Below are 18,755 nucleotides of genomic sequence, written 5' to 3'. Positions count from 1 at the left end.
CTTATTTTTTATTTTCTATGATTTCTAAAATTTCGCGAAGTTCATCTGCAGTGATTTTTTCTTCCTTTGCAAAAAATGAAACCATGTTTTTGTACGAACTGTCAAAAAAGCGTCGGGTCGCTTCATTCCAAAAGCGTTTCCCATAAGCTTCTCTGCTAATTACCGGGTAATATTGATGTGTTTTTCCAAAAGCCTTGTGCCCTACAAAACCCTTTTCTTCAAGATTACGCACGATTGTAGAAACCGTATTATAATGCAAATTCTCATCCTCTAAACCTGCCTGAACCTCCTTTACAAAGGCTTTCTCAAGCTTCCATATAATGTGCATTATCTCTTCTTCTTTATTGGTCAATTTTTCCATCTGGAGGTTTTTAAGTTGATTCTTGGTGAACTAATTAAAAATATAAAGAGCTAAATCTCAACGAGCCTTTATACATATTTCCTTTCAACAAACATAAAACGAAAAAATTAGTTACACAACTATTTTTATAGTTATGTTAAGATTTTGGTTTTTGATGCGGTTTATTTCAAGCAGATATTATCCTATTGTTTAACTTAGACAACCGCAACTTTTACCCTATTTTTACAAAAACAGCTAACCTTTGGATCTACTCGAAAATTTCAGAATACTCGATCTTGTCGATATTGTTTTGGTGGCTACCCTACTCTACTACTTATATAAACTGGTAAAGGGAACTGTCGCCATAAATATTTTTCTGGGAATTTGTATCATTTGGGTGATGTGGAAAATCACACAATTGCTCCAGATGGAAATGCTGAGTACCATTCTGGGACAGTTTATAGGTGCTGGAATGTTTGCACTTATTGTGGTTTTTCAACAGGAAATCAGAAAGTTTCTACTTATGATTGGGTCTACCAATATTGGTCGTAAGACAGGCCTTTTAAAACACATCAAATTTCTTCAGGACGAAGCACAAGACACTTCTAAAACAAAAGTCGAAGAAATTATTGATGCATGCGATAAAATGGGACAGACGCGTACCGGAGCGCTAATTGTAATTCAGCGAACCACACAATTAGATTTTGTCAAGCAAACGGGAGATCAAATGAATATAGAAGTGAATCGTCCCATTCTTGAAAGTATCTTCTTTAAAAATTCGACACTACACGATGGGGCTGCCATAATTGAAGATAACACGATTGTCGCCACACGGGCAATTTTACCGGTTTCTAATGAGCGTAATATTCCTTTGCGTTTTGGCTTACGACATCGCGCTGCAGTAGGCATTACTGAAAAAACAGATGCGGTTGCATTGGTAGTGAGCGAAGAGACCGGAAACATTAGTTACCTTAAAGATGGTGAGTTTGTCTTATTTAAAAACTTAACCGAACTTATTGAGATTTTGAGAAAGGACCTTAGCTAAACTCCTATGAAAACCGAAAAATCAGATAGCAAACTGGTGGTTGTTGATTATTGCAGAAACTGCTTAAAAAACCTTCCTCCTAATGCGGCCTTTTGTGACAGTTGTGGTGGCAAAATAATCAAGAATCGCATCACTTTTAAAAATCTTCTCGAGGATTTTAATGATCGGTTTTTGAGTATTGACGGCGCCTTCCCTAAAACATTTCTAGCGCTTTTTACCAAACCTGAAGATGTTATTGGAGGTTACATCAACGGGGTAAGAAAAAAATACATTTCTGCATTTGGCTATTTTGCTTTATCACTTTCTTTTGCGGGTATTTACGTGTTTGTGATTAAAGAATATTTTATAGACGATTTTTTTGATGAAATGGCAGTACCCGCTACTCAAAATCAAATTCAGATGAATTTGGTCAAAAAAATAACCCTTGGCTTAACAGAATATCAAGCCTTATTGAGCATACTTAGCATCCCTATTTATGCTTTAATTTCACGCCTTGTTTTCTGGAATTACAAACAATTCAATTACTTAGAGCATATGGTGATCTATCTGTATGCTTTTAGCCACATCAACCTTACTTTTTATTTTTTGGTTATTTTAACCATGTGGTCGTCATCTTTATATAGCATGTTTAGCTTTCTGGCGATGTTTGCCTATATTTTCTATACCTGCTATGTACTCAAGCGCCTTTATCGTCTAAATATCTTCAACCTTATTTTAAAAACCTCCTTATTTGCTGTAATCGGGAGTGTTTTCTTGATCATAATTTCAGTGATCTCCATCGCCATTATGGTTAAGATGGGGATGTTTGACGAACTTTTTGAAAGTATAAAGCAAGCCGAAGCTAGCAAAGCTTAAGCCGGCTCTTGATTGGCTGCAAACTGTACTTCATGCAGATTGCGATAATGACCGTTCTCTACTTGTAGAAGTTCTTTATGGCTTCCCATTTCAACGATCTGACCTTTTTCCATCACGATGATTTTATCTGCTTTTTTGATGGTTGCAAGACGGTGCGCAATCACAATAGATGTGCGGCCTTTTGTGATTTTATTGATTGCTTTCTGAATTAAATATTCGCTGTTAGAATCTACTGAAGAAGTCGCTTCATCTAAAACCAGAATACTAGGATTGCTCACATAAGCCCTTAAGAATGCGATAAGCTGACGCTGACCACTAGATAACATGGCTCCGCGTTCTTTTACATTATAATGATAGCCATTAGGCAAACTGCTTATAAATTGATCTACACCAATGGCCTTTGCGGCGGCAACGACATCTTCCTCACTGATTTCAGGATTATTAAGCGTGATGTTATTCAATATAGAATCTGCAAATAAGAATACATCTTGTAACACCACTGCAATTTCAGAACGCAAAGAAGCCACCTGAACATCTCGAATGTCAACACCATCGATCTTAATGGTACCGCTATCTATTTCATAAAAACGTCCAAGAAGATTGATGATCGTAGATTTTCCGGCACCGGTAGAACCTACAATTGCAACCGTCTCGCCTGCTTTTACTTCAAGATTGACCCCACGTAAAACTTCTTCATCCTGCACATAACTAAAACGCACATCTTCAAAACTGAGATCACCTTTTATGCCGCTTAATAAATGCGTACCTTTATCTTCTATACGCGCTTCAGTTTCTAGAATACCAAAAACTCGATTTGCCGCAACCATTCCCATTTGCAGTGTGTTAAACTTATCTGCAATTTGACGTAAAGGCGTAAAAAGCATTTGAGAAAATTGAATAAACGCAGTTACCAGACCTATAGTGATCACATCGCTTTGTGCTGCTCGCAAACCACCATACCACACGAGCAAACCAATGGTTATTGAAGTGACCATTTCTGCTATGGGAAAAAAGATTGAGTTGTACCAGACCGTCTTATTCCACGCCTTCATATGCTTTTGATTGATCTCATTGAACTTTTTACGTTCCACCGCTTCACGCGAAAAGATCTGAACGATTTTCATTCCGGTCACACGCTCCTGAACAAACGAATTAAGATTGGCAACCTGCGTACGCACTTCTTCAAAAGCTACTTTCATTTTCTGCTGAAAAACGCGGGTCGCATAAAGAATAAACGGAAGTATCGCAAAAACGATCAACGACAACTGCCAACTCTTATAAAGCATCACACCTGCAATGACAAGCATTTTAAGCAGATCGCTTATAATCATAAACAACCCCTGACTGAAAATACTCGCAATGGTTTCAATATCATTTACGGCACGAGTTACCAACCTTCCTACAGCAGATTTATCGTAGTACTGCATTTTGAAGTAGATCATATGCTTAAAAAGCTTGGCACGAATATCAAGTACCACTTGCTGCCCCAGCCAGTTGGCAAAGTAGATAAAAAGCAACTGAAAGATAGATTCGCCCAAAAGTACGAGCAGGCTCAAACCAATATAGTAGATCAGGTTATCCATATCTTTGGGCTGCATCCCCTCATCGATCGCATACTCGATATATATGGGTCTAAGTACAGCACAAATAGATATCAATACCGCAGATATTGCAACAAAATACATGCGTACTTGATACGGCTTGGTATAGCTTAAAAGCTTTTTAAATAAGCCAAAATCAAATGCATTTCCTTTACTACTCGCCATATTTTTCAAAAATTTCTTTAGGGTAAGCTACTTCAGTAAGATATAAACCGTGCGCCGGAGCCGATGCTCCAGCCTCAGATCGCGTTCTGCTAGCTATAATCGTTTTTAAAGCTGCAGGCTTTAATTTGCCCTGCCCAATTTCAAGCAGCGTGCCTACTATTGCCCGTACCATATTGCGTAAAAAACGATCTGCAGAAATACTAAATTTCAATTGCGCACCATCTTGATCCCATCTCGCTTCAGTAATCTCGCAAATGTACGTTTTAACGTCTGTTTTTGAACGGCTGAAACACTTAAAATCTTGTCTTCCCAAAAGGAATGCAGCCGCTTCATTCATCGCATCAACATTCAAAGGTTTTTCAAAGTAATACGATTGATTGACCAAAAACGGATTTTTGACCATATGAATTTTGTATTCATAACTTCGACGTACCGCATCAAAACGCGCGTGCGCTTCGGCAGAAACCGGTAGTAACGCGTTTACAGCGACAGCTTCCGGCAAAAAACGATTCAACCTAAACTTTAAATGCGATAAGGCTTCAAAGGAATAGGATTCTTCAATCTCAAAATGTGCAAAAAGCTGTGTCGCGTGAACCCCGGCATCTGTTCGGCCGGCACCCACCACAGGAACTTCAGACCGTAATAAAGTTGATAAGGCTTCCTCTAAAACCTCTTGAACTGTGATACTTTGCGGCTGCCTTTGCCAGCCGTGATATGATGTTCCGTCGTATGCTATCTCAATGAAATACCGCAAGCCTCTTGTTTGTGATTGAAGGTGCAAAGATACATCTTTGTAGCAGCTCTGAAAGTAGAGCCTGCTTGATACTTTTGTTATGAAAAAAATACTTTTACTTAGCGACACGCATAGTTACATCGACGACCAAATTTTAAAACATGCTAAAGCAGCAGACGAAGTTTGGCACGCCGGAGATATTGGAGATCTCGCAGTGACTGAAGCTTTAAAAGATGTCGCACCTCTACGAGCGGTTTTTGGTAATATTGATGATCACGAGATCAGGAAGGAGTTCCCTTTGAACAATAGGTTTTCTTGTGAGGGTGTTGATGTTTTAATTACGCACATAGGCGGCTATCCGGGCAGATATTCTCCGGCAATACGAGAAGAATTAAAGGCTGATCCTCCTAAATTATTTATTTGCGGACATTCGCATATTTTGAAAGTTATGCCAGATCGCAAATTGAATTTACTTCATATGAATCCCGGAGCTATTGGAAAACATGGTTTTCATAAGGTACGTACGATGCTTCGGTTTACAGTAGATCAAGGCAAGATTGATAATCTCGAAGTCATTGAGATGAAACGCTAAATGAATTACGGCAGAAAAAGCGCTCAAAGCATGCGTTATAGAAACAAATCTTCAATTCTAAAGTAATCTGAGCGTATTAAAATTCAATGAAGAATCCTATAAAAAAACCTGCTAGTTGGCATACTAGCAGGTTTTTCGCACTAATTAACTAAGATAGTAGGTCTATCGCAACCGGTCAACAGATTTTACAAGATCCTCATCCCGCTTGATTGCTTTGTTGGCCAAAGCGATAAAAACGATAGAAATGAGGGGAATAAGCATCCCAATACCTTTCTCTGGGGCCGCCGCCCCTCCAGATAAGAGTTGTGACTGGTAAACCAATACACCTAGCAAAATAAAGTTCAATATTATATTAAGTCTGCCCAGAACAAACTGAAGCTTTCTATTTTTAAATAAAAAAATCGCAATTAACGATAAGAACGCGCTACCAAAAAACATAGTTACCAACTCTAGATGATCTACAGCGTAAACAGGCGCTCCTTCTGCTGTACTATATACCGGAATTGCGAAGTGCAAACCAGCAGCAACAAGAGCTGCAAGAAATAAGTAAATACTTTGAATACGTTGAATCATTGCTTATGTATGCATTGCGGGTGACAAAAATAAAAACTTCTTTTAGACTAGAGCCAAATAATTAAAAAATATTGTTGTATACTTGTATCCATAATGGTAACCGCTTCTATGTAGGTTACTTATCTTGCCAAAAAAATTATTAGATCTTCTCTCAAATTTTTTTGTTCGCATTCAAACCAATTCAATTACAGAATTTCATACCTATAATTAATGTTTACTATTTCAGAATTAAAAGCTAAAAAGCTGCCTGAATTACAAGAAATCGCAAAGGGATTAGACATTCCTAAATACCGATCGCTCAAGAAGTTAGATCTGGTTTATAAAGTTCTTGATCATCAAGCCGCAGACCCCAAAGCGGTTGCAGAAGTTATAGAAGAGACTTCTTCTGAAACCCCTACAAAATCAAAAGCGCCTCAAAAGAAAACTCAAAAAAGCGCCCCTAAGAAAAACACCCGCTCAGCATCTAATGACGAGAAAAAAGATTCTTCTAAGGACACCCCTCAAAAAGAATCTTCTCAAAAAAACGAAGCTAAAACCAGCGGTAAAACTGAAGAAAAAACCGAAAAGCCACAGCGCAAACCAAGACAAACAAAGGCTTCTTCAGACAACGACAACACGAAGCAATCTGACAACAACAGATCAAAAAATAACCGCTCTCGTAAAGACAACAATTCGAATTCAAATAATAATTCGAATAACAATAGAAATTCTAAGGACAACAACTCGAATAACAACAACAATTCGAACAGCAACCGCAATAACAACAATCGCAACAACAATAACTCGAATAATAACAACGGGAACAAAGACACCCGTAACCGTTACAGAGAGCCTGATTATGAGTTTGACGGCTTAATTGAAAGCGAAGGTGTTCTTGACATTATGCAAGACGGTTATGGCTTTTTGCGCTCAAGTGACTATAATTACCTGTCGTCTCCAGATGACATTTATGTCTCACAATCTCAAATTAGATTGTTCGGTTTAAAAACCGGAGATACAGTTCTTGGAGTTATTCGCCCTCCTAAAGAAGGTGAAAAGTATTTTCCTTTGATCAAGGTTTCAAAAATCAATGGTTTGGACCCAAGTGTGGTACGCGACCGTGTTTCTTTTGAGCATTTGACTCCGCTATTCCCTAAGGAAAAATTCAATATTGCTGAACGTCAAAGCACGATCTCAACACGCATCATGGATTTGTTTGCTCCTATCGGGAAAGGACAACGTGGTATGATCGTATCACAACCTAAAACCGGTAAAACGATGCTTCTAAAGGATGTTGCCAATGCAATCGCAGCCAACCATCCTGAGGTTTATCAAATGATCTTACTTATCGATGAGCGCCCTGAGGAAGTTACCGATATGCAACGTAACGTAAAAGGTGAAGTTGTTGCTTCAACTTTTGATAAGGAAGCTCACGAGCACGTACGCGTAGCCAATATCGTTCTTGAAAAAGCAAAGCGACTGGTAGAATGTGGTCACGATGTGGTTATTCTTTTAGATTCTATCACGCGTTTGGCTCGTGCTTACAACACGGTTCAGCCGGCCTCTGGTAAAATTCTGAGTGGTGGTGTTGACGCCAACGCGCTTCACAAGCCAAAACGTTTCTTTGGTGCTGCTCGTAATATTGAAAACGGAGGTTCTCTTTCAATCATCGCTACTGCGCTTACTGAAACCGGATCTAAGATGGATGAAGTAATTTTTGAAGAATTTAAAGGAACCGGTAATATGGAACTTCAGTTGGATCGCAAGATCGCTAACCGAAGAATCTTCCCTGCGATCGACTTGACTTCTTCAAGCACGCGCCGTGATGACCTGTTACTTAATGAGAACGCCATTCAGCGTATGTGGGTGATGCGTAAATATCTTGCAGATATGAACCCTATTGAAGCTATGGAATTCATCAGCGATCGCATTAAACAAACTAAAAACAACGAGGAGTTTCTAATCTCTATGAACGGGTAGAAACCAATCTCATCTTAAATATAAAAAGCGGCATCTTATCGGGTGCCGCTTTTTTTGTGCTCTTATTTAGGCTAAGCAAAATTCGTACAATGCAAGAACCACTTAAAATAGAAACAACCGTCCTATTTAAAATAACTTTCAGCAACCGATTAATTCGCATTACTGAAAACAAGCATATAAAAATATAGATAACAAAAAAACTCCCACGCAATTTGCGAGGGAGTTCTCTTAATTCTTAAACAGGACTTATTAAAGCGCGTTTACGTGCTTTGCAAGTTGAGACTTTAAGTTAGAAGCTTTGTTATCGTGAATGATATTGTTCTTAGCTAACTTATCGATCATAGAAACTACTGAAGGAAATAAAGTCTCTGCTTCTTTCTTATCAGCTTCACGTAATTTTTTCATTGCATTACGTGTAGTTCTACTTTGGTAGCGATTTCTTAAACGCTTAGTCTCGCTGTTTCTAATTCTTTTTAAAGATGACTTGTGATTTGCCATTACCTTGCTCTGTTTTAAATTGTAGCCCGTAGGGGAATCGAACCCCTCTTACCAGGATGAAAACCTGGCGTCCTAGCCGATAGACGAACGGGCCATTAAGTTTAATAACGCTCACACGTTAGGTGTGAATCTTTTCGTAGTCCGTAGGGGAATCGAACCCCTGTTACCAGGATGAAAACCTGGCGTCCTAACCCCTAGACGAACGGACCATTATTTTGCTTAATTGCGGATGCAAAAATACACATATTTTATTATCGCACAATAGCAAAACAAACTTTTTTTAAATTAATATGCTTTTGCAAATAAAACACGCATTTTAGCGGGCTTCCCACTATAAACACAAACACCTTCTTCCTCTTTAACATTCAAAGGAATACAGCGTATTGTCGCTTTAGTTTCGGTCTTTATGCGCTCCTCAGTTTCTTTGGTTCCGTCCCAAAAGGCACTTACAAATCCGGTTTTATTCTCAAGAATATCTTTAAACTCATCATAAGTTTCTACTTCGGTAATATGCGTATCTCTAAAGCTCTTAGCCTTATCAAACAAGGACTTCTGCATTTCAACCAACAAATCCTGTACGCGGCTTACAATATCGTCTTTAGAAACCGTCTCTTTAGTTAGCGTATCTCTACGCGCTAATTCTACGGTACGCTTTTCTAGATCACGCGGACCAATTGCAATACGCAATGGAACTCCTTTCAACTCATACTCATTAAATTTCCATCCCGGTTTATGTGTATCTCTATCATCAAACTTCACACTTATTCCCAAAAGTTGTAATTCGCGTTTAAGCTCTTTTGCAACCTGCGAGATAGAATCTAGTTGCTCTTCCCCCTTATAAATAGGAACGATCACCACTTGAATAGGTGCCAATTTAGGCGGAAGCACCAATCCGTTATCATCGCTATGTGTCATCACTAAAGCCCCCATCAATCGTGTAGAAACTCCCCAACTGGTTGCCCAAACATGTTCTTGCCCACCTTCTTTAGTAGCAAACTTTACATCAAAAGCTTTTGCGAAATTTTGCCCCAAAAAATGCGAAGTACCAGCTTGCAAAGCCTTTCCGTCTTGCATTAAAGCTTCGATACAATAGGTTTCTAAAGCACCTGCAAAACGTTCACTTTCGGTTTTTGTACCGCGTACTACCGGAAGCGCCATAAAATGCTCAGCAAAATCAGCGTACACACGCATCATTTGTTCAGCTTCGGCAATAGCCTCGTCTTTAGTTGCGTGAGCAGTATGCCCCTCTTGCCATAAAAATTCAGCTGTGCGTAAAAACAAACGCGTACGCATTTCCCAACGCACCACATTTGCCCATTGATTTACTTTAATTGGTAAATCTCTATACGATTGAATCCATTTTCTATACGTATCCCAGATAATCGTTTCTGAAGTTGGTCTTACGATAAGCTCTTCTTCTAGCTTGGCTTCCGGATCAACAATGATACTTCCATCCTCATCATTCTTTAATCGATAATGCGTAACAACAGCACATTCTTTTGCAAAACCATCTACGTGACTCGCCTCTTTACTGAAATAGGATTTAGGAATAAATAGCGGGAAATACGCATTCTCGTGACCGGTTTCTTTAAACATGCGATCCAGCTCTGCTTGCATTTTTTCCCATATAGCATATCCATAAGGCTTGATTACCATACAGCCTCTAACACCGGAATTCTCGGCTAGATCTGCCTTAACAACCAGTTCGTTATACCATTTTGAGTAATCTTCTGCTCTTGTGGTTAAATTCTTTCCCATAATTATTTCTTTGGCACAAATATTGTGTCTTTATAAATGATTTTAAAGTTTTGCAACAAGTTTGTTAAATGCACAAAATTGACGGCAAAACTAGCTAAATTTACAATGTATAACAATAAATAACTGATGATATGCGCGGCTTGACAATTACTTCAAATACACTTTTAAAACCTGCTTTAGGTTTACTTGCGCTTGTAGGGTTAATTTCTTGCGGGCCTTCTCAATATACAATGAACGACAGCATTTACGGCGGTCGATCAACAGTTTATGAAGAGCCTACCCAAGAAGTTGCCAGCACTACTGCAAATGGCGGTGTATATGCAAATTACTTTAATCAAGGTGCTGCAGATCTAGATGCTGCACAACAGTCAGGAGATATTTTTACAGACATCGATTCATACAGTTCGAATTCTGAATATACAACTGAAGAAGCAATACTAGATGAAGGTTTAGCTTATCAAGCACAACCGGGTTGGGGTGATGTCGTTGACGACATTACTATAAACATTTATCCAAACTTTTATAATCGTATAGGTTTTGGCGGATTTTACAGACCTTTCTGGAATACCGGTTGGGGCTGGGGTGGCTGGAGCTACCCTAATGGCGGCTTTGGTTGGGGCGGCTGGTGGAATCCTTACAATGGCTACGGCTGGGGCGGTTGGGGTAACCCATATTTTGGCTATGCTTACAACGGCTGGGGCTTTGGCGGTTGGGGTTATCCATATGGTGGATGGGGCTTCGGCTGGAATGCACCTTTCTATGGATATTATGGCTACAATATTTATTTTGGAGCTCCATTCATTAGAAACAGATACTACGCAAGATACAACACAGGTAGAGTCGCTTATTCTAATTCAAGACGTGCAAATAGCCTTTACAGCAGCAGGTCAAACGCCAGAAGTTCTGCAACACGATCTTCGCGTAGATCTAATGTAAACTATGCAAGAACCAGCAGAACTTACAGCAGAAATAATGTTGGTGTTAATACCAACCGATTAAGCAGAAATTCGAGCAATTCTTCTCGTGCTACTAACGCAACACGTACTTCTAGCAACTCTTCAATATACCGAAGTAATGCCCGAAGAACCTCTAGTAATACCATTACCAGAAATTCTAGCAGATCTTCAACTCCTGTACGCGCAACACGCTCTAGCACTTACTCACGAAATTCTGTAAGCACTCCTACAAGATCATCATCTAGATCGGTTAGAAGCTCTACCCCTACACGAAGCGCTTCACCAGCAAGATCTAGCGGTGGTGGACGTAGTAGTGGCGGCCGTAGTAGCGGTGGTTCATCACGAGGTGGCGGTCGCGGAGGTCGCGGATAAAATTCTGTTTGATATTTTCAAATTAAAGAGATGAAAAAATTACTCACACTCCTAATTATTGGGATAAGTGCTCAATACACTTTTGCTCAAAATGTAGCAGACGCCGTGCGCTATAGCACTCAAAACATCACAGGTACTGCACGATTTCGCGGTACCGGTGGCGCCTTTGGAGCGCTTGGTGGTGATGTTTCTGCGATTAATGTAAACCCGGCAGGTTCTGCAATATTTAACCGAAGTTTTGTATCGCTATCCTTATCCTCAGATACTTTTGATAATCAAACGTATTATAATGATGGCATTACTGCAACTGAAGATTCAGATCTTGACCTGAATCAGTTTGGCGGCGTATTTGTATCGAATGGAGCCGCTGGATTACGCAAATTGACTTTCGGCTTTAATTACGACCGCACTACCGATTTTGACAATGGCTTTATTGCTTCCGGCACGAGCAACAATTCCATTTCTGATTATTTTTTAGGTTATGCACAAGGTACTTCTTTAGACCTCTTGGAGCTACAATCTGACGAAACCATTGATGATCTATATCAATATCTAGGAGAAAGTGCAAGTTTTGGTGCCCAACAAGCCTTTCTAGGTTATCAGGGTTACTTAATCGATCCTGTTTCTTCAGACCTAAGCAATACGGAATACACCAATGCACAAAATGGAAACACATTTGATCAAGATTATCAATACACAACTTTTGGTAACAGCAGCAAGTTTTCGTTTAATGCTGCAGCACAGCTGAGTGATCAATTTTATTTAGGACTTAATCTTAACGCACATACATTTGATTTCACAAGGAATACCATTTTTTATGAAAGCAATACAGGCACCAACAACGCCGTAACTAACGTGCGTTTTGATAATGAATACAGAGCTTTTGGAACAGGAGTTTCTGCACAGTTTGGAGCGATCTATCACGCTTCTTCCAGCTTGCGTTTGGGAGCATCTTATGACACACCTACCTTTTACACGATTTCAGAAGAAACTGAACAATACCTATCGACGGCAGGAGCAAATGGCAATATTATTCTCGATCCTGATGTTATCAATATTTATGAAGACTACGATCTAGTAACACCAGGAAAATTAACCGCTAGCATCGCTTATGTTTTTGGACAAAGAGGCTTTTTAAGCTTTGATTATTCTTATCAAGATTATGGCTCAATTCGATTTAGACCTGATAGCGATCCCTTTTTTGATGATCTGAACAATCAAGTCAACAACCAACTAAAACCAGTCTCCAGCTTTAAATTAGGAGGAGAATTCATCGCCAGCAATTGGAGTTTTAGAGGAGGATATCGCCTTATTGAAAGCCCTTATGAAAATGAATATACTCTTGGAGATATCACCGGGTACTCTTTAGGTATTGGATACTCTTTTGGCAACACCAGAATTGACGTAGCTTACGACTGGGCAAAACAAGATCAAAACCCATCGCTTTATGATGGCGCATTTACAAATACAGCATTTATTGACACTATAAATAGCAGTATTTTGGCTTCGGTATCTTTTCAGCTTTAGATAAGTAGTAAAAAGATTTTTATGATTAGATAAATTAGACCTTCTGAAAGCAATTTCAGAAGGTCTTTCTTCTTAAAAACTAGAAAGCAGTAATTCATAAAATGAGTGCTTTTTCTTGAGTATTTTAAATTGTTAATTTAACTATCTTTGCAAGCCTTTAGCCCAAGCGGCGACTAATAGCTCTATGAAAATGAATATTGAGAACGAAGAATTGAAAGCAATTGACGAAATAGGTGATAATCACCACAATACATCGGCAGAAACTCCGTTAAGAGACGATGCCTTCGAGCTGAGCGACTCTGAAAAGATCGAATTAATCAAAGAAGATGTGACACGCATTATGCAAACTTTAGGTCTGGATCTTGAAGACGATAGTCTTAAAGGAACTCCTAATCGTGTTGCAAAAATGTTTGTAAACGAAATTTTTGGAGGTCTAAATCCTCAACGAAAGCCTAAAGCGTCAACGTTCAAAAACAACTATAAGTACGGCGAGATGCTTGTAGAAAAAAACATCACCGTCTATTCTACCTGCGAGCATCATTTACTTCCTATCGTAGGAAGAGCACACGTAGCTTACATTTCTAACGGAACCGTCGTAGGGCTTTCAAAAATGAATCGTGTGGTAGATTATTATGCAAAACGTCCTCAGGTTCAAGAGCGCTTAACAATGCAAGTGGTTCAAGAACTTCAAAAAGTTTTAGGCACAGAAGACGTAGCTTGTGTTATCGATGCAAAACACCTTTGTGTCAACAGCCGCGGAATTCGCGACATTGAAAGCAGCACGGTCACTAGTGAGTTTGGCGGTAAATTTAAAGAAGAAGCGGTTAGACGTGAATTTTTAGATTACATCAAACTTGAAACTCCATTTTAATCTTACTTTTCTATTTTTAAGATTTTAGAACTCGCATTCCAATAAAAAATTAAGCACTTTTTAAGTTTATGGCGCCTTTAAACCAGAAGCAAGAAATCAAAGTTTACAATTCACTAAGCGGAAGTAAAGAAACTTTTAAACCGCTTCTAGAAGGCAATGTTGGGATGTATGTCTGCGGCCCTACGGTTTATAGCAATGTGCATTTGGGCAACGTGCGCACATTCATGTCTTTTGATATGATTTTTAGATACCTCAAACATTTGGGCTATAAAGTGCGCTACGTGAGAAACATTACAGATGCCGGTCACTTAACCGATGATGCTGATGAAGGCGAAGACAAAATCGCTAAGAAAGCGCGTTTAGAGCAAATAGAACCCATGGAAGTGGTGCAGCAGTACACCATCGACTTTCATACGATTCTTCAAAAATTCAATTGCCTTCCTCCCAGCATCGAACCCACTGCAACGGGGCACATCATTGAGCAGATAGAAATCATCAAAGAGATTATTGATAATGGTTTTGCTTACGAGAAAAACGGATCGGTTTATTTTGACGTTTTAAAATTTAATGAAAGTCACGATTACGGAAAATTAAGCGGTCGTAATCTTGAAGATATGATCGCAAATACGCGCGAATTGACTGCGCAAAGCGAAAAGAAAAATGCTCAGGATTTTGCACTTTGGAAAAAAGCAGAACCGCAACACATCATGCGCTGGCCTTCGCCTTGGGGTGATGGTTTCCCAGGTTGGCATTTAGAGTGCACCGCGATGAGCACCAAATATTTAGGCGAACAATTTGATATTCACGGCGGTGGGATGGATTTGAAATTTCCGCATCACGAGTGTGAGATCGCCCAATCTGAAGCTTCAAACGGCAAGAATCCTGTGAATTATTGGCTACATGCCAATATGCTTACACTTAACGGTAAAAAAATGTCTAAAAGCGACGGGAACAACATCTTTCCCGCACAGATCTTTACCGGCGACAGTCCGTTTTTAACTAAAGGCTTCTCGCCTAGCGTTGCTCGATTCTTTGTGATGCAAGCGCATTATCGCAGCGTGTTAGACTTTAGCAATGACGCTTTACTTGCAAGTGAAAAAGGTTTCAATCGACTTATGGAAGCCGTAAACCTTTTAGAAGCATTACCAACCTCAGAAAAGAGCAGTATAGATGTTGAAATCTGGAAGCAATCGTGCTACGATGCGATGAATGACGATTTCAATTCTCCAATTTTGATTGCGCAACTTTTTGAAGCTGCTAAGTTTATTCATCAAATTAAGGACAGCAAAGCAGCGATTACACAAACCGATCTTGAAGATTTCAAAACAACCATAAAAGCCTTTGTTTTTGATGTTTTAGGATTAGAGGATGTAAATGCAGCCGCCGAAGCCAATACCGATAAATTAAACGGAGCCATAGAATTGTTGATTCAGCTTAGAAAAGAAGCGCGCGCAAACAAAGATTTTGCAACCAGCGATCAAATTAGAGATCAATTATTAGAGCTTGGTATTCAACTTAAGGATGGTCGTGAAGGAACAACCTATACTCTATCTTAAAACTCTAGTTTGGTGAAAAGTTTAGCTAAAAAAGTACTCATTTTCCCCATTCGGCTATATCAAAGATTTTTATCTCCGCTTCTCCCGCCTGCCTGCAGGTATTCCCCCACGTGCTCTCAATATAGCGTAGAAGCGATTCAACAGCATGGCGCACTAAAGGGCAGCTGGCTCGCCATAAAGCGCATTGCAAGCTGCAATCCCTGGGGAGGCTCAGGTTACGATCCCGTTCCACCGGCAGGTGATGAAAAGTCACATAAAATGCCTAAAAAAGATTAAATAGCTTTTAGGCTTTGTTATATTTACAGCATAAAATTTATAAAGCTTATGCTGCCTTTAAAAATGACCTGGAATCCTTCAACAGGTTTAGATCTTGGATTTTTCACAATTCATTACTACAGTTTAATGTTTGTCATCGCTTTTTCTTTGGGCTGGTACCTGATGAAAAAGGTCTATAAAAATGAAGGGGTTGAAGAAGAAAAACTTGATCCTTTATTCATTTATTCGGTTTTAGCTATACTGATTGGCGCGCGTTTGGGGCACGTTTTTTTCTATCAAACCGAATTGCTTTGGCAAGATCCACTCTCCGTCTTTCTTCCGTTTAGATTTGTACCGGAGATCGAGTATACCGGTTTTCAAGGTTTAGCCAGCCATGGCGCTGCGATAGGAATGATCGTTGCGATGTACCTCTACAACAAAAAAGTACTGCATAAAAGCGTGCTTTGGCTGCTTGACCGTGTGATTTTACCGGTAGCACTAGGCGCTATTTTTGTGAGAATTGGGAATTTTTTCAACTCTGAAATGGTGGGTAAAATAACCGATTCGAATCTAGGAATTAAATTTGTTCAAGATCAATATAACAAATATGAAGTGCAGCGTTTGACAGGAATTCCTAACGAACATAAAGCATATCAAGCGCTGACTGATGACCCTCAATTTGCAAATTATATTGCAGATATTCCTTACCGTTTCCCCGGGCAGTTGATGGAGTCTTTTGGATACGTTTTTGTTTTCTTAATTCTTATGTTGGTTTACTGGAAAACCGGTTTACGCAAAAAAGAAGGCTTCCTTTTTGGCCTTTTCCTAGTATTACTCTGGACCGTTCGCTTTATCGTAGAATATTTTAAACGTGCCCAAATTGAAAATCGTGAAGACTGGATCTTCGGCTTCAACACCGGTCAGATCTTAAGTATTCCATTTATAATTATAGGTGTATTTTTAATCATTAGAGCACTTCAGCAAAAGAACACTCCGTAATACTAATCAGCTATGCTTAAAAAAGCCTTTCTCCTGCTTACTTTAGTTTTATCGATCATTTCGTGCAAAAACAAAGAAGCTGAACCTACTGAAATTTCTCAGGAAGAAATCACCTTTACCCAAGACGGAAAACTTCAAATCATTAAAGAGAATCAAGAAAAAGTATATTTAAACATTGAAGTAGCAGAAACGGAGTACGAGACCGAAACCGGCTTAATGTATCGGGAGTCGATGGCACAAAACAGAGCTATGCTTTTCATTTTTGACGATGAGCGCCCGCACAACTTCTACATGAAAAACACTTACATTCCACTAGACTTATTTTTCATTACCAAAGACAAAACCATAGCGACCATCATTGAAAATGCGAAGCCAATGGATGAAACTAGCCTTCCTTCTGAAGTGCCAGTAATGTATGTTTTAGAAACGAATGCAGGTATTGCCGAACTTTGGGATATCAAAGAAGGCGACAAGGTGGATTGGAAGCTAATGAGATAGCAAATATGACCTCTAGAATTCTCTTTTTATTTTTTGTATTATATAGCATTTCTACTACCGCCCAACGGGTAAAATATCATTTTGATATAGAGGGAAAAGAAATAAAAGAAAAGGAATTTGACAAACTTTGGCGTGATCGCGATTCGGCATATTCAAGGTGGGATTATGAAACTAAAGACAGCAGCCGTGTGGCGCGACTAATCCCGCAATACACACAAGGTGTTGTAAACCGTAATCAACTCAAAGAGTATTTAGAAAAAGTCACGCACAAGAAGTTTGATAAGAGCACAATTTTTTTCATCTGCTACACGTATGTTAATGATCTGTGCAGCCAATATTCAACAAACAACTATACTAAAAAGGTTATAAAACACTGGAAAAATTACACCGACAATAGCAAAGCTTTTATCGAAGAAAATTACCCAAACATAGTTATTCTAGAGTTCTTTGAATCAGGCATAACACTTGAGAACAATCCCAATGATAGTACAGAATACTACTATTCTGATAAAGAAGATTTTTTAAGAGAACTAATGTTTAGAACTCCTGCTTGGTGCGGTTCACAAGCCTTGATAAAACCCAACGGCGAGACTTTAGTTCATAATGGAGAATCATATATTCCCAGCAGAATACAATTAATAGAAGATAGAAATTGGAATTTATTTTTCCCTAAAGAATGAATTATCAAAGCATTCTAGATAGCATCCAAAAGGAAATAAGCTCATTCAAGAACACCGGAAAAGTGGCCACTTATATTCCGGAGCTTGGTAAGGTGGATGCTCATAAGTTTGGCTTACATCTTCAATGCGTAACTGGTGAACATTTCGCTTTAGGCGATGCAGAAGAGCGTTTTTCAATACAAAGCATCTCTAAGGTCATAAGCCTTTCATACGCTTTAAAATTAGCAGGAAACAGCATCTGGCAACGTGTTGATGTTGAACCCTCAGGAGACCCTTTCAACTCTTTAGTTCAACTGGAATACGAAAAAGGCATTCCCCGCAATCCATTTATCAATGCCGGGGCTTTGGTCATCACAGATATTCTTATGGGACACCTCAAAAAACCAAAAGAAGACTTTTTACACTACGTGCGTGACATCGCAAATGACCAAACAATAACTTACGACGAAAGCGTCGCAGCTTCAGAAATGAAGCATAAATTTCGTAATGCCTCTCTTGCCAACTTAATGAAAGACTTTGGCAATTTACAGCACAACGTTGATGATGTTCTGGATTTTTATTTTCATCAATGCGCCATCGCCATGAGCTGCAAACAGCTTTCAGAAGCCTTTACTATTTTTTTAAACTATCCTAAGGGAGACCATAGCAAACAAGCGCGCACGCTTGAACCCATTCTTGCAAAACGCATCAACGCCTTGATGCTTACCTGTGGTTTTTATGATGAATCTGGAGAGTTTGCATTCCGTGTAGGTCTTCCCGGCAAAAGTGGTGTAGGAGGAGGCATCGTAGCGCTACACCCCAAACAGTATTGTATCGCGGTTTGGAGCCCTCCTTTGAACGCAAAAGGCAATTCTGAATTAGGAATGAAAGTTCTCGAACTTTTTACATCCAGAACAGGTATTTCGGTTTTTTAGAAACTGTT

Annotated in this window: 19 protein-coding genes and 2 tRNA genes; 13 read left to right on the top strand and 8 right to left on the bottom strand. The window is 39.3% G+C overall.

Annotated features, from left to right (window positions below; genetic code table 11):
* Window position 1: 1 nt before the first annotated feature.
* Entirely contained in the window at window positions 2–361 is a 360-nt protein-coding gene (locus MED217_RS04320; protein ID WP_009779260.1) for a BlaI/MecI/CopY family transcriptional regulator, read from the bottom strand.
* A 241-nt stretch (window positions 362–602) separates the two neighbouring features.
* On the opposite strand from MED217_RS04320, the gene cdaA reads away from it, so the two are divergent.
* Both cdaA and MED217_RS04310 read left to right on the top strand, forming a co-directional pair.
* The gene (gene cdaA, locus MED217_RS04315) at window positions 603–1,385 is read left to right on the top strand and encodes a diadenylate cyclase CdaA (protein WP_009779259.1); all 783 of its coding nucleotides are present in this window, start codon (window positions 603–605) and stop codon (window positions 1,383–1,385) included.
* Window positions 1,386–1,391: 6 nt separating this feature from the next.
* Window positions 1,392–2,240: a DUF3667 domain-containing protein gene (locus MED217_RS04310; protein ID WP_009779258.1), complete on the top strand. Its 849-nt coding sequence runs from the start codon at window positions 1,392–1,394 to the stop codon at window positions 2,238–2,240.
* Here the strand turns inward: MED217_RS04310 and MED217_RS04305 are convergent.
* Window positions 2,237–4,006 (bottom strand): ABC transporter ATP-binding protein, encoded by a 1,770-nt coding sequence (locus MED217_RS04305; RefSeq protein WP_009779257.1) that lies wholly within the window; start codon window positions 4,004–4,006, stop codon window positions 2,237–2,239. The genes MED217_RS04310 and MED217_RS04305 overlap by 4 nt on opposite strands.
* Window positions 3,996–4,787, bottom strand: coding sequence for a tRNA pseudouridine(38-40) synthase TruA (truA, locus tag MED217_RS04300; RefSeq protein ID WP_009779256.1), 792 nt, complete (start codon window positions 4,785–4,787; stop codon window positions 3,996–3,998). Before truA ends, MED217_RS04305 begins: the two co-directional genes overlap by 11 nt.
* 52 nt (window positions 4,788–4,839) lie before the next feature.
* Between truA and MED217_RS04295 the strand changes: the two genes are divergently transcribed.
* On the top strand, window positions 4,840–5,331 hold the full coding sequence (locus MED217_RS04295; protein WP_009779255.1) for a metallophosphoesterase family protein: 492 nt from the start codon (window positions 4,840–4,842) through the stop codon (window positions 5,329–5,331).
* A 162-nt stretch (window positions 5,332–5,493) separates the two neighbouring features.
* Here MED217_RS04295 and MED217_RS04290 read toward each other — a convergent pair whose 3' ends face one another.
* On the bottom strand, window positions 5,494–5,904 hold the full coding sequence (locus MED217_RS04290) for a DUF4293 domain-containing protein (protein ID WP_009779254.1): 411 nt from the start codon (window positions 5,902–5,904) through the stop codon (window positions 5,494–5,496).
* A gap of 210 nt (window positions 5,905–6,114) precedes the next feature.
* On the opposite strand from MED217_RS04290, the gene rho reads away from it, so the two are divergent.
* Window positions 6,115–7,863: a transcription termination factor Rho gene (gene rho / locus MED217_RS04285; protein WP_009779253.1), complete on the top strand. Its 1,749-nt coding sequence runs from the start codon at window positions 6,115–6,117 to the stop codon at window positions 7,861–7,863.
* Window positions 7,864–8,112: 249 nt separating this feature from the next.
* Here the strand turns inward: rho and rpsT are convergent, their stop codons facing one another.
* The 4 genes from rpsT to proS all read right to left on the bottom strand — a co-directional run bounded on the left by rpsT (window position 8,113) and on the right by proS (window position 10,119).
* Window positions 8,113–8,361, bottom strand: coding sequence for a 30S ribosomal protein S20 (gene rpsT, locus MED217_RS04280; RefSeq protein WP_009779252.1), 249 nt, complete (start codon window positions 8,359–8,361; stop codon window positions 8,113–8,115).
* Between the two features lie 22 nt (window positions 8,362–8,383).
* A tRNA-Glu gene (locus MED217_RS04275) sits at window positions 8,384–8,455 on the bottom strand.
* A gap of 43 nt (window positions 8,456–8,498) precedes the next feature.
* A tRNA-Glu gene (locus MED217_RS04270) sits at window positions 8,499–8,570 on the bottom strand.
* A 76-nt stretch (window positions 8,571–8,646) separates the two neighbouring features.
* Window positions 8,647–10,119 (bottom strand): proline--tRNA ligase, encoded by a 1,473-nt coding sequence (gene proS, locus MED217_RS04265; RefSeq protein WP_009779251.1) that lies wholly within the window; start codon window positions 10,117–10,119, stop codon window positions 8,647–8,649.
* Window positions 10,120–10,250: 131 nt separating this feature from the next.
* On the opposite strand from proS, the gene MED217_RS19320 reads away from it, so the two are divergent.
* The 9 genes from MED217_RS19320 to MED217_RS04220 all read left to right on the top strand — a co-directional run bounded on the left by MED217_RS19320 (window position 10,251) and on the right by MED217_RS04220 (window position 18,747).
* Window positions 10,251–11,447 carry a hypothetical protein gene (locus MED217_RS19320; protein WP_009779249.1) on the top strand — a complete coding sequence of 399 codons (1,197 nt, stop codon included), beginning with the start codon at window positions 10,251–10,253 and terminating at the stop codon, window positions 11,445–11,447.
* A gap of 30 nt (window positions 11,448–11,477) precedes the next feature.
* Window positions 11,478–12,974 (top strand): OmpP1/FadL family transporter, encoded by a 1,497-nt coding sequence (locus MED217_RS04255; protein ID WP_009779248.1) that lies wholly within the window; start codon window positions 11,478–11,480, stop codon window positions 12,972–12,974.
* Window positions 12,975–13,164: 190 nt separating this feature from the next.
* Window positions 13,165–13,845 (top strand): GTP cyclohydrolase I FolE, encoded by a 681-nt coding sequence (folE, locus tag MED217_RS04250; protein ID WP_009779247.1) that lies wholly within the window; start codon window positions 13,165–13,167, stop codon window positions 13,843–13,845.
* A gap of 68 nt (window positions 13,846–13,913) precedes the next feature.
* Window positions 13,914–15,401: a cysteine--tRNA ligase gene (gene cysS / locus MED217_RS04245; RefSeq protein ID WP_009779246.1), complete on the top strand. Its 1,488-nt coding sequence runs from the start codon at window positions 13,914–13,916 to the stop codon at window positions 15,399–15,401.
* Between the two features lie 9 nt (window positions 15,402–15,410).
* The gene (gene yidD, locus MED217_RS04240; protein ID WP_394330415.1) at window positions 15,411–15,677 is read left to right on the top strand and encodes a membrane protein insertion efficiency factor YidD; all 267 of its coding nucleotides are present in this window, start codon (window positions 15,411–15,413) and stop codon (window positions 15,675–15,677) included.
* Between the two features lie 48 nt (window positions 15,678–15,725).
* Window positions 15,726–16,655, top strand: coding sequence for a prolipoprotein diacylglyceryl transferase (gene lgt / locus MED217_RS04235; protein WP_009779244.1), 930 nt, complete (start codon window positions 15,726–15,728; stop codon window positions 16,653–16,655).
* A 12-nt stretch (window positions 16,656–16,667) separates the two neighbouring features.
* Window positions 16,668–17,153: a DUF192 domain-containing protein gene (locus MED217_RS04230; RefSeq protein WP_009779243.1), complete on the top strand. Its 486-nt coding sequence runs from the start codon at window positions 16,668–16,670 to the stop codon at window positions 17,151–17,153.
* Window positions 17,105–17,833, top strand: coding sequence for a hypothetical protein (locus MED217_RS04225; protein ID WP_154648903.1), 729 nt, complete (start codon window positions 17,105–17,107; stop codon window positions 17,831–17,833). Before MED217_RS04230 ends, MED217_RS04225 begins: the two co-directional genes overlap by 49 nt.
* Window positions 17,830–18,747, top strand: coding sequence for a glutaminase (locus tag MED217_RS04220; RefSeq protein WP_009779241.1), 918 nt, complete (start codon window positions 17,830–17,832; stop codon window positions 18,745–18,747). Before MED217_RS04225 ends, MED217_RS04220 begins: the two co-directional genes overlap by 4 nt.
* Window positions 18,748–18,755: the final 8 nt, after the last annotated feature.

The organism is Leeuwenhoekiella blandensis MED217, from assembly GCF_000152985.1.
Classification (GTDB): domain Bacteria; phylum Bacteroidota; class Bacteroidia; order Flavobacteriales; family Flavobacteriaceae; genus Leeuwenhoekiella; species Leeuwenhoekiella blandensis.
This window is presented reverse-complemented; position numbering and strand designations above follow the sequence as displayed.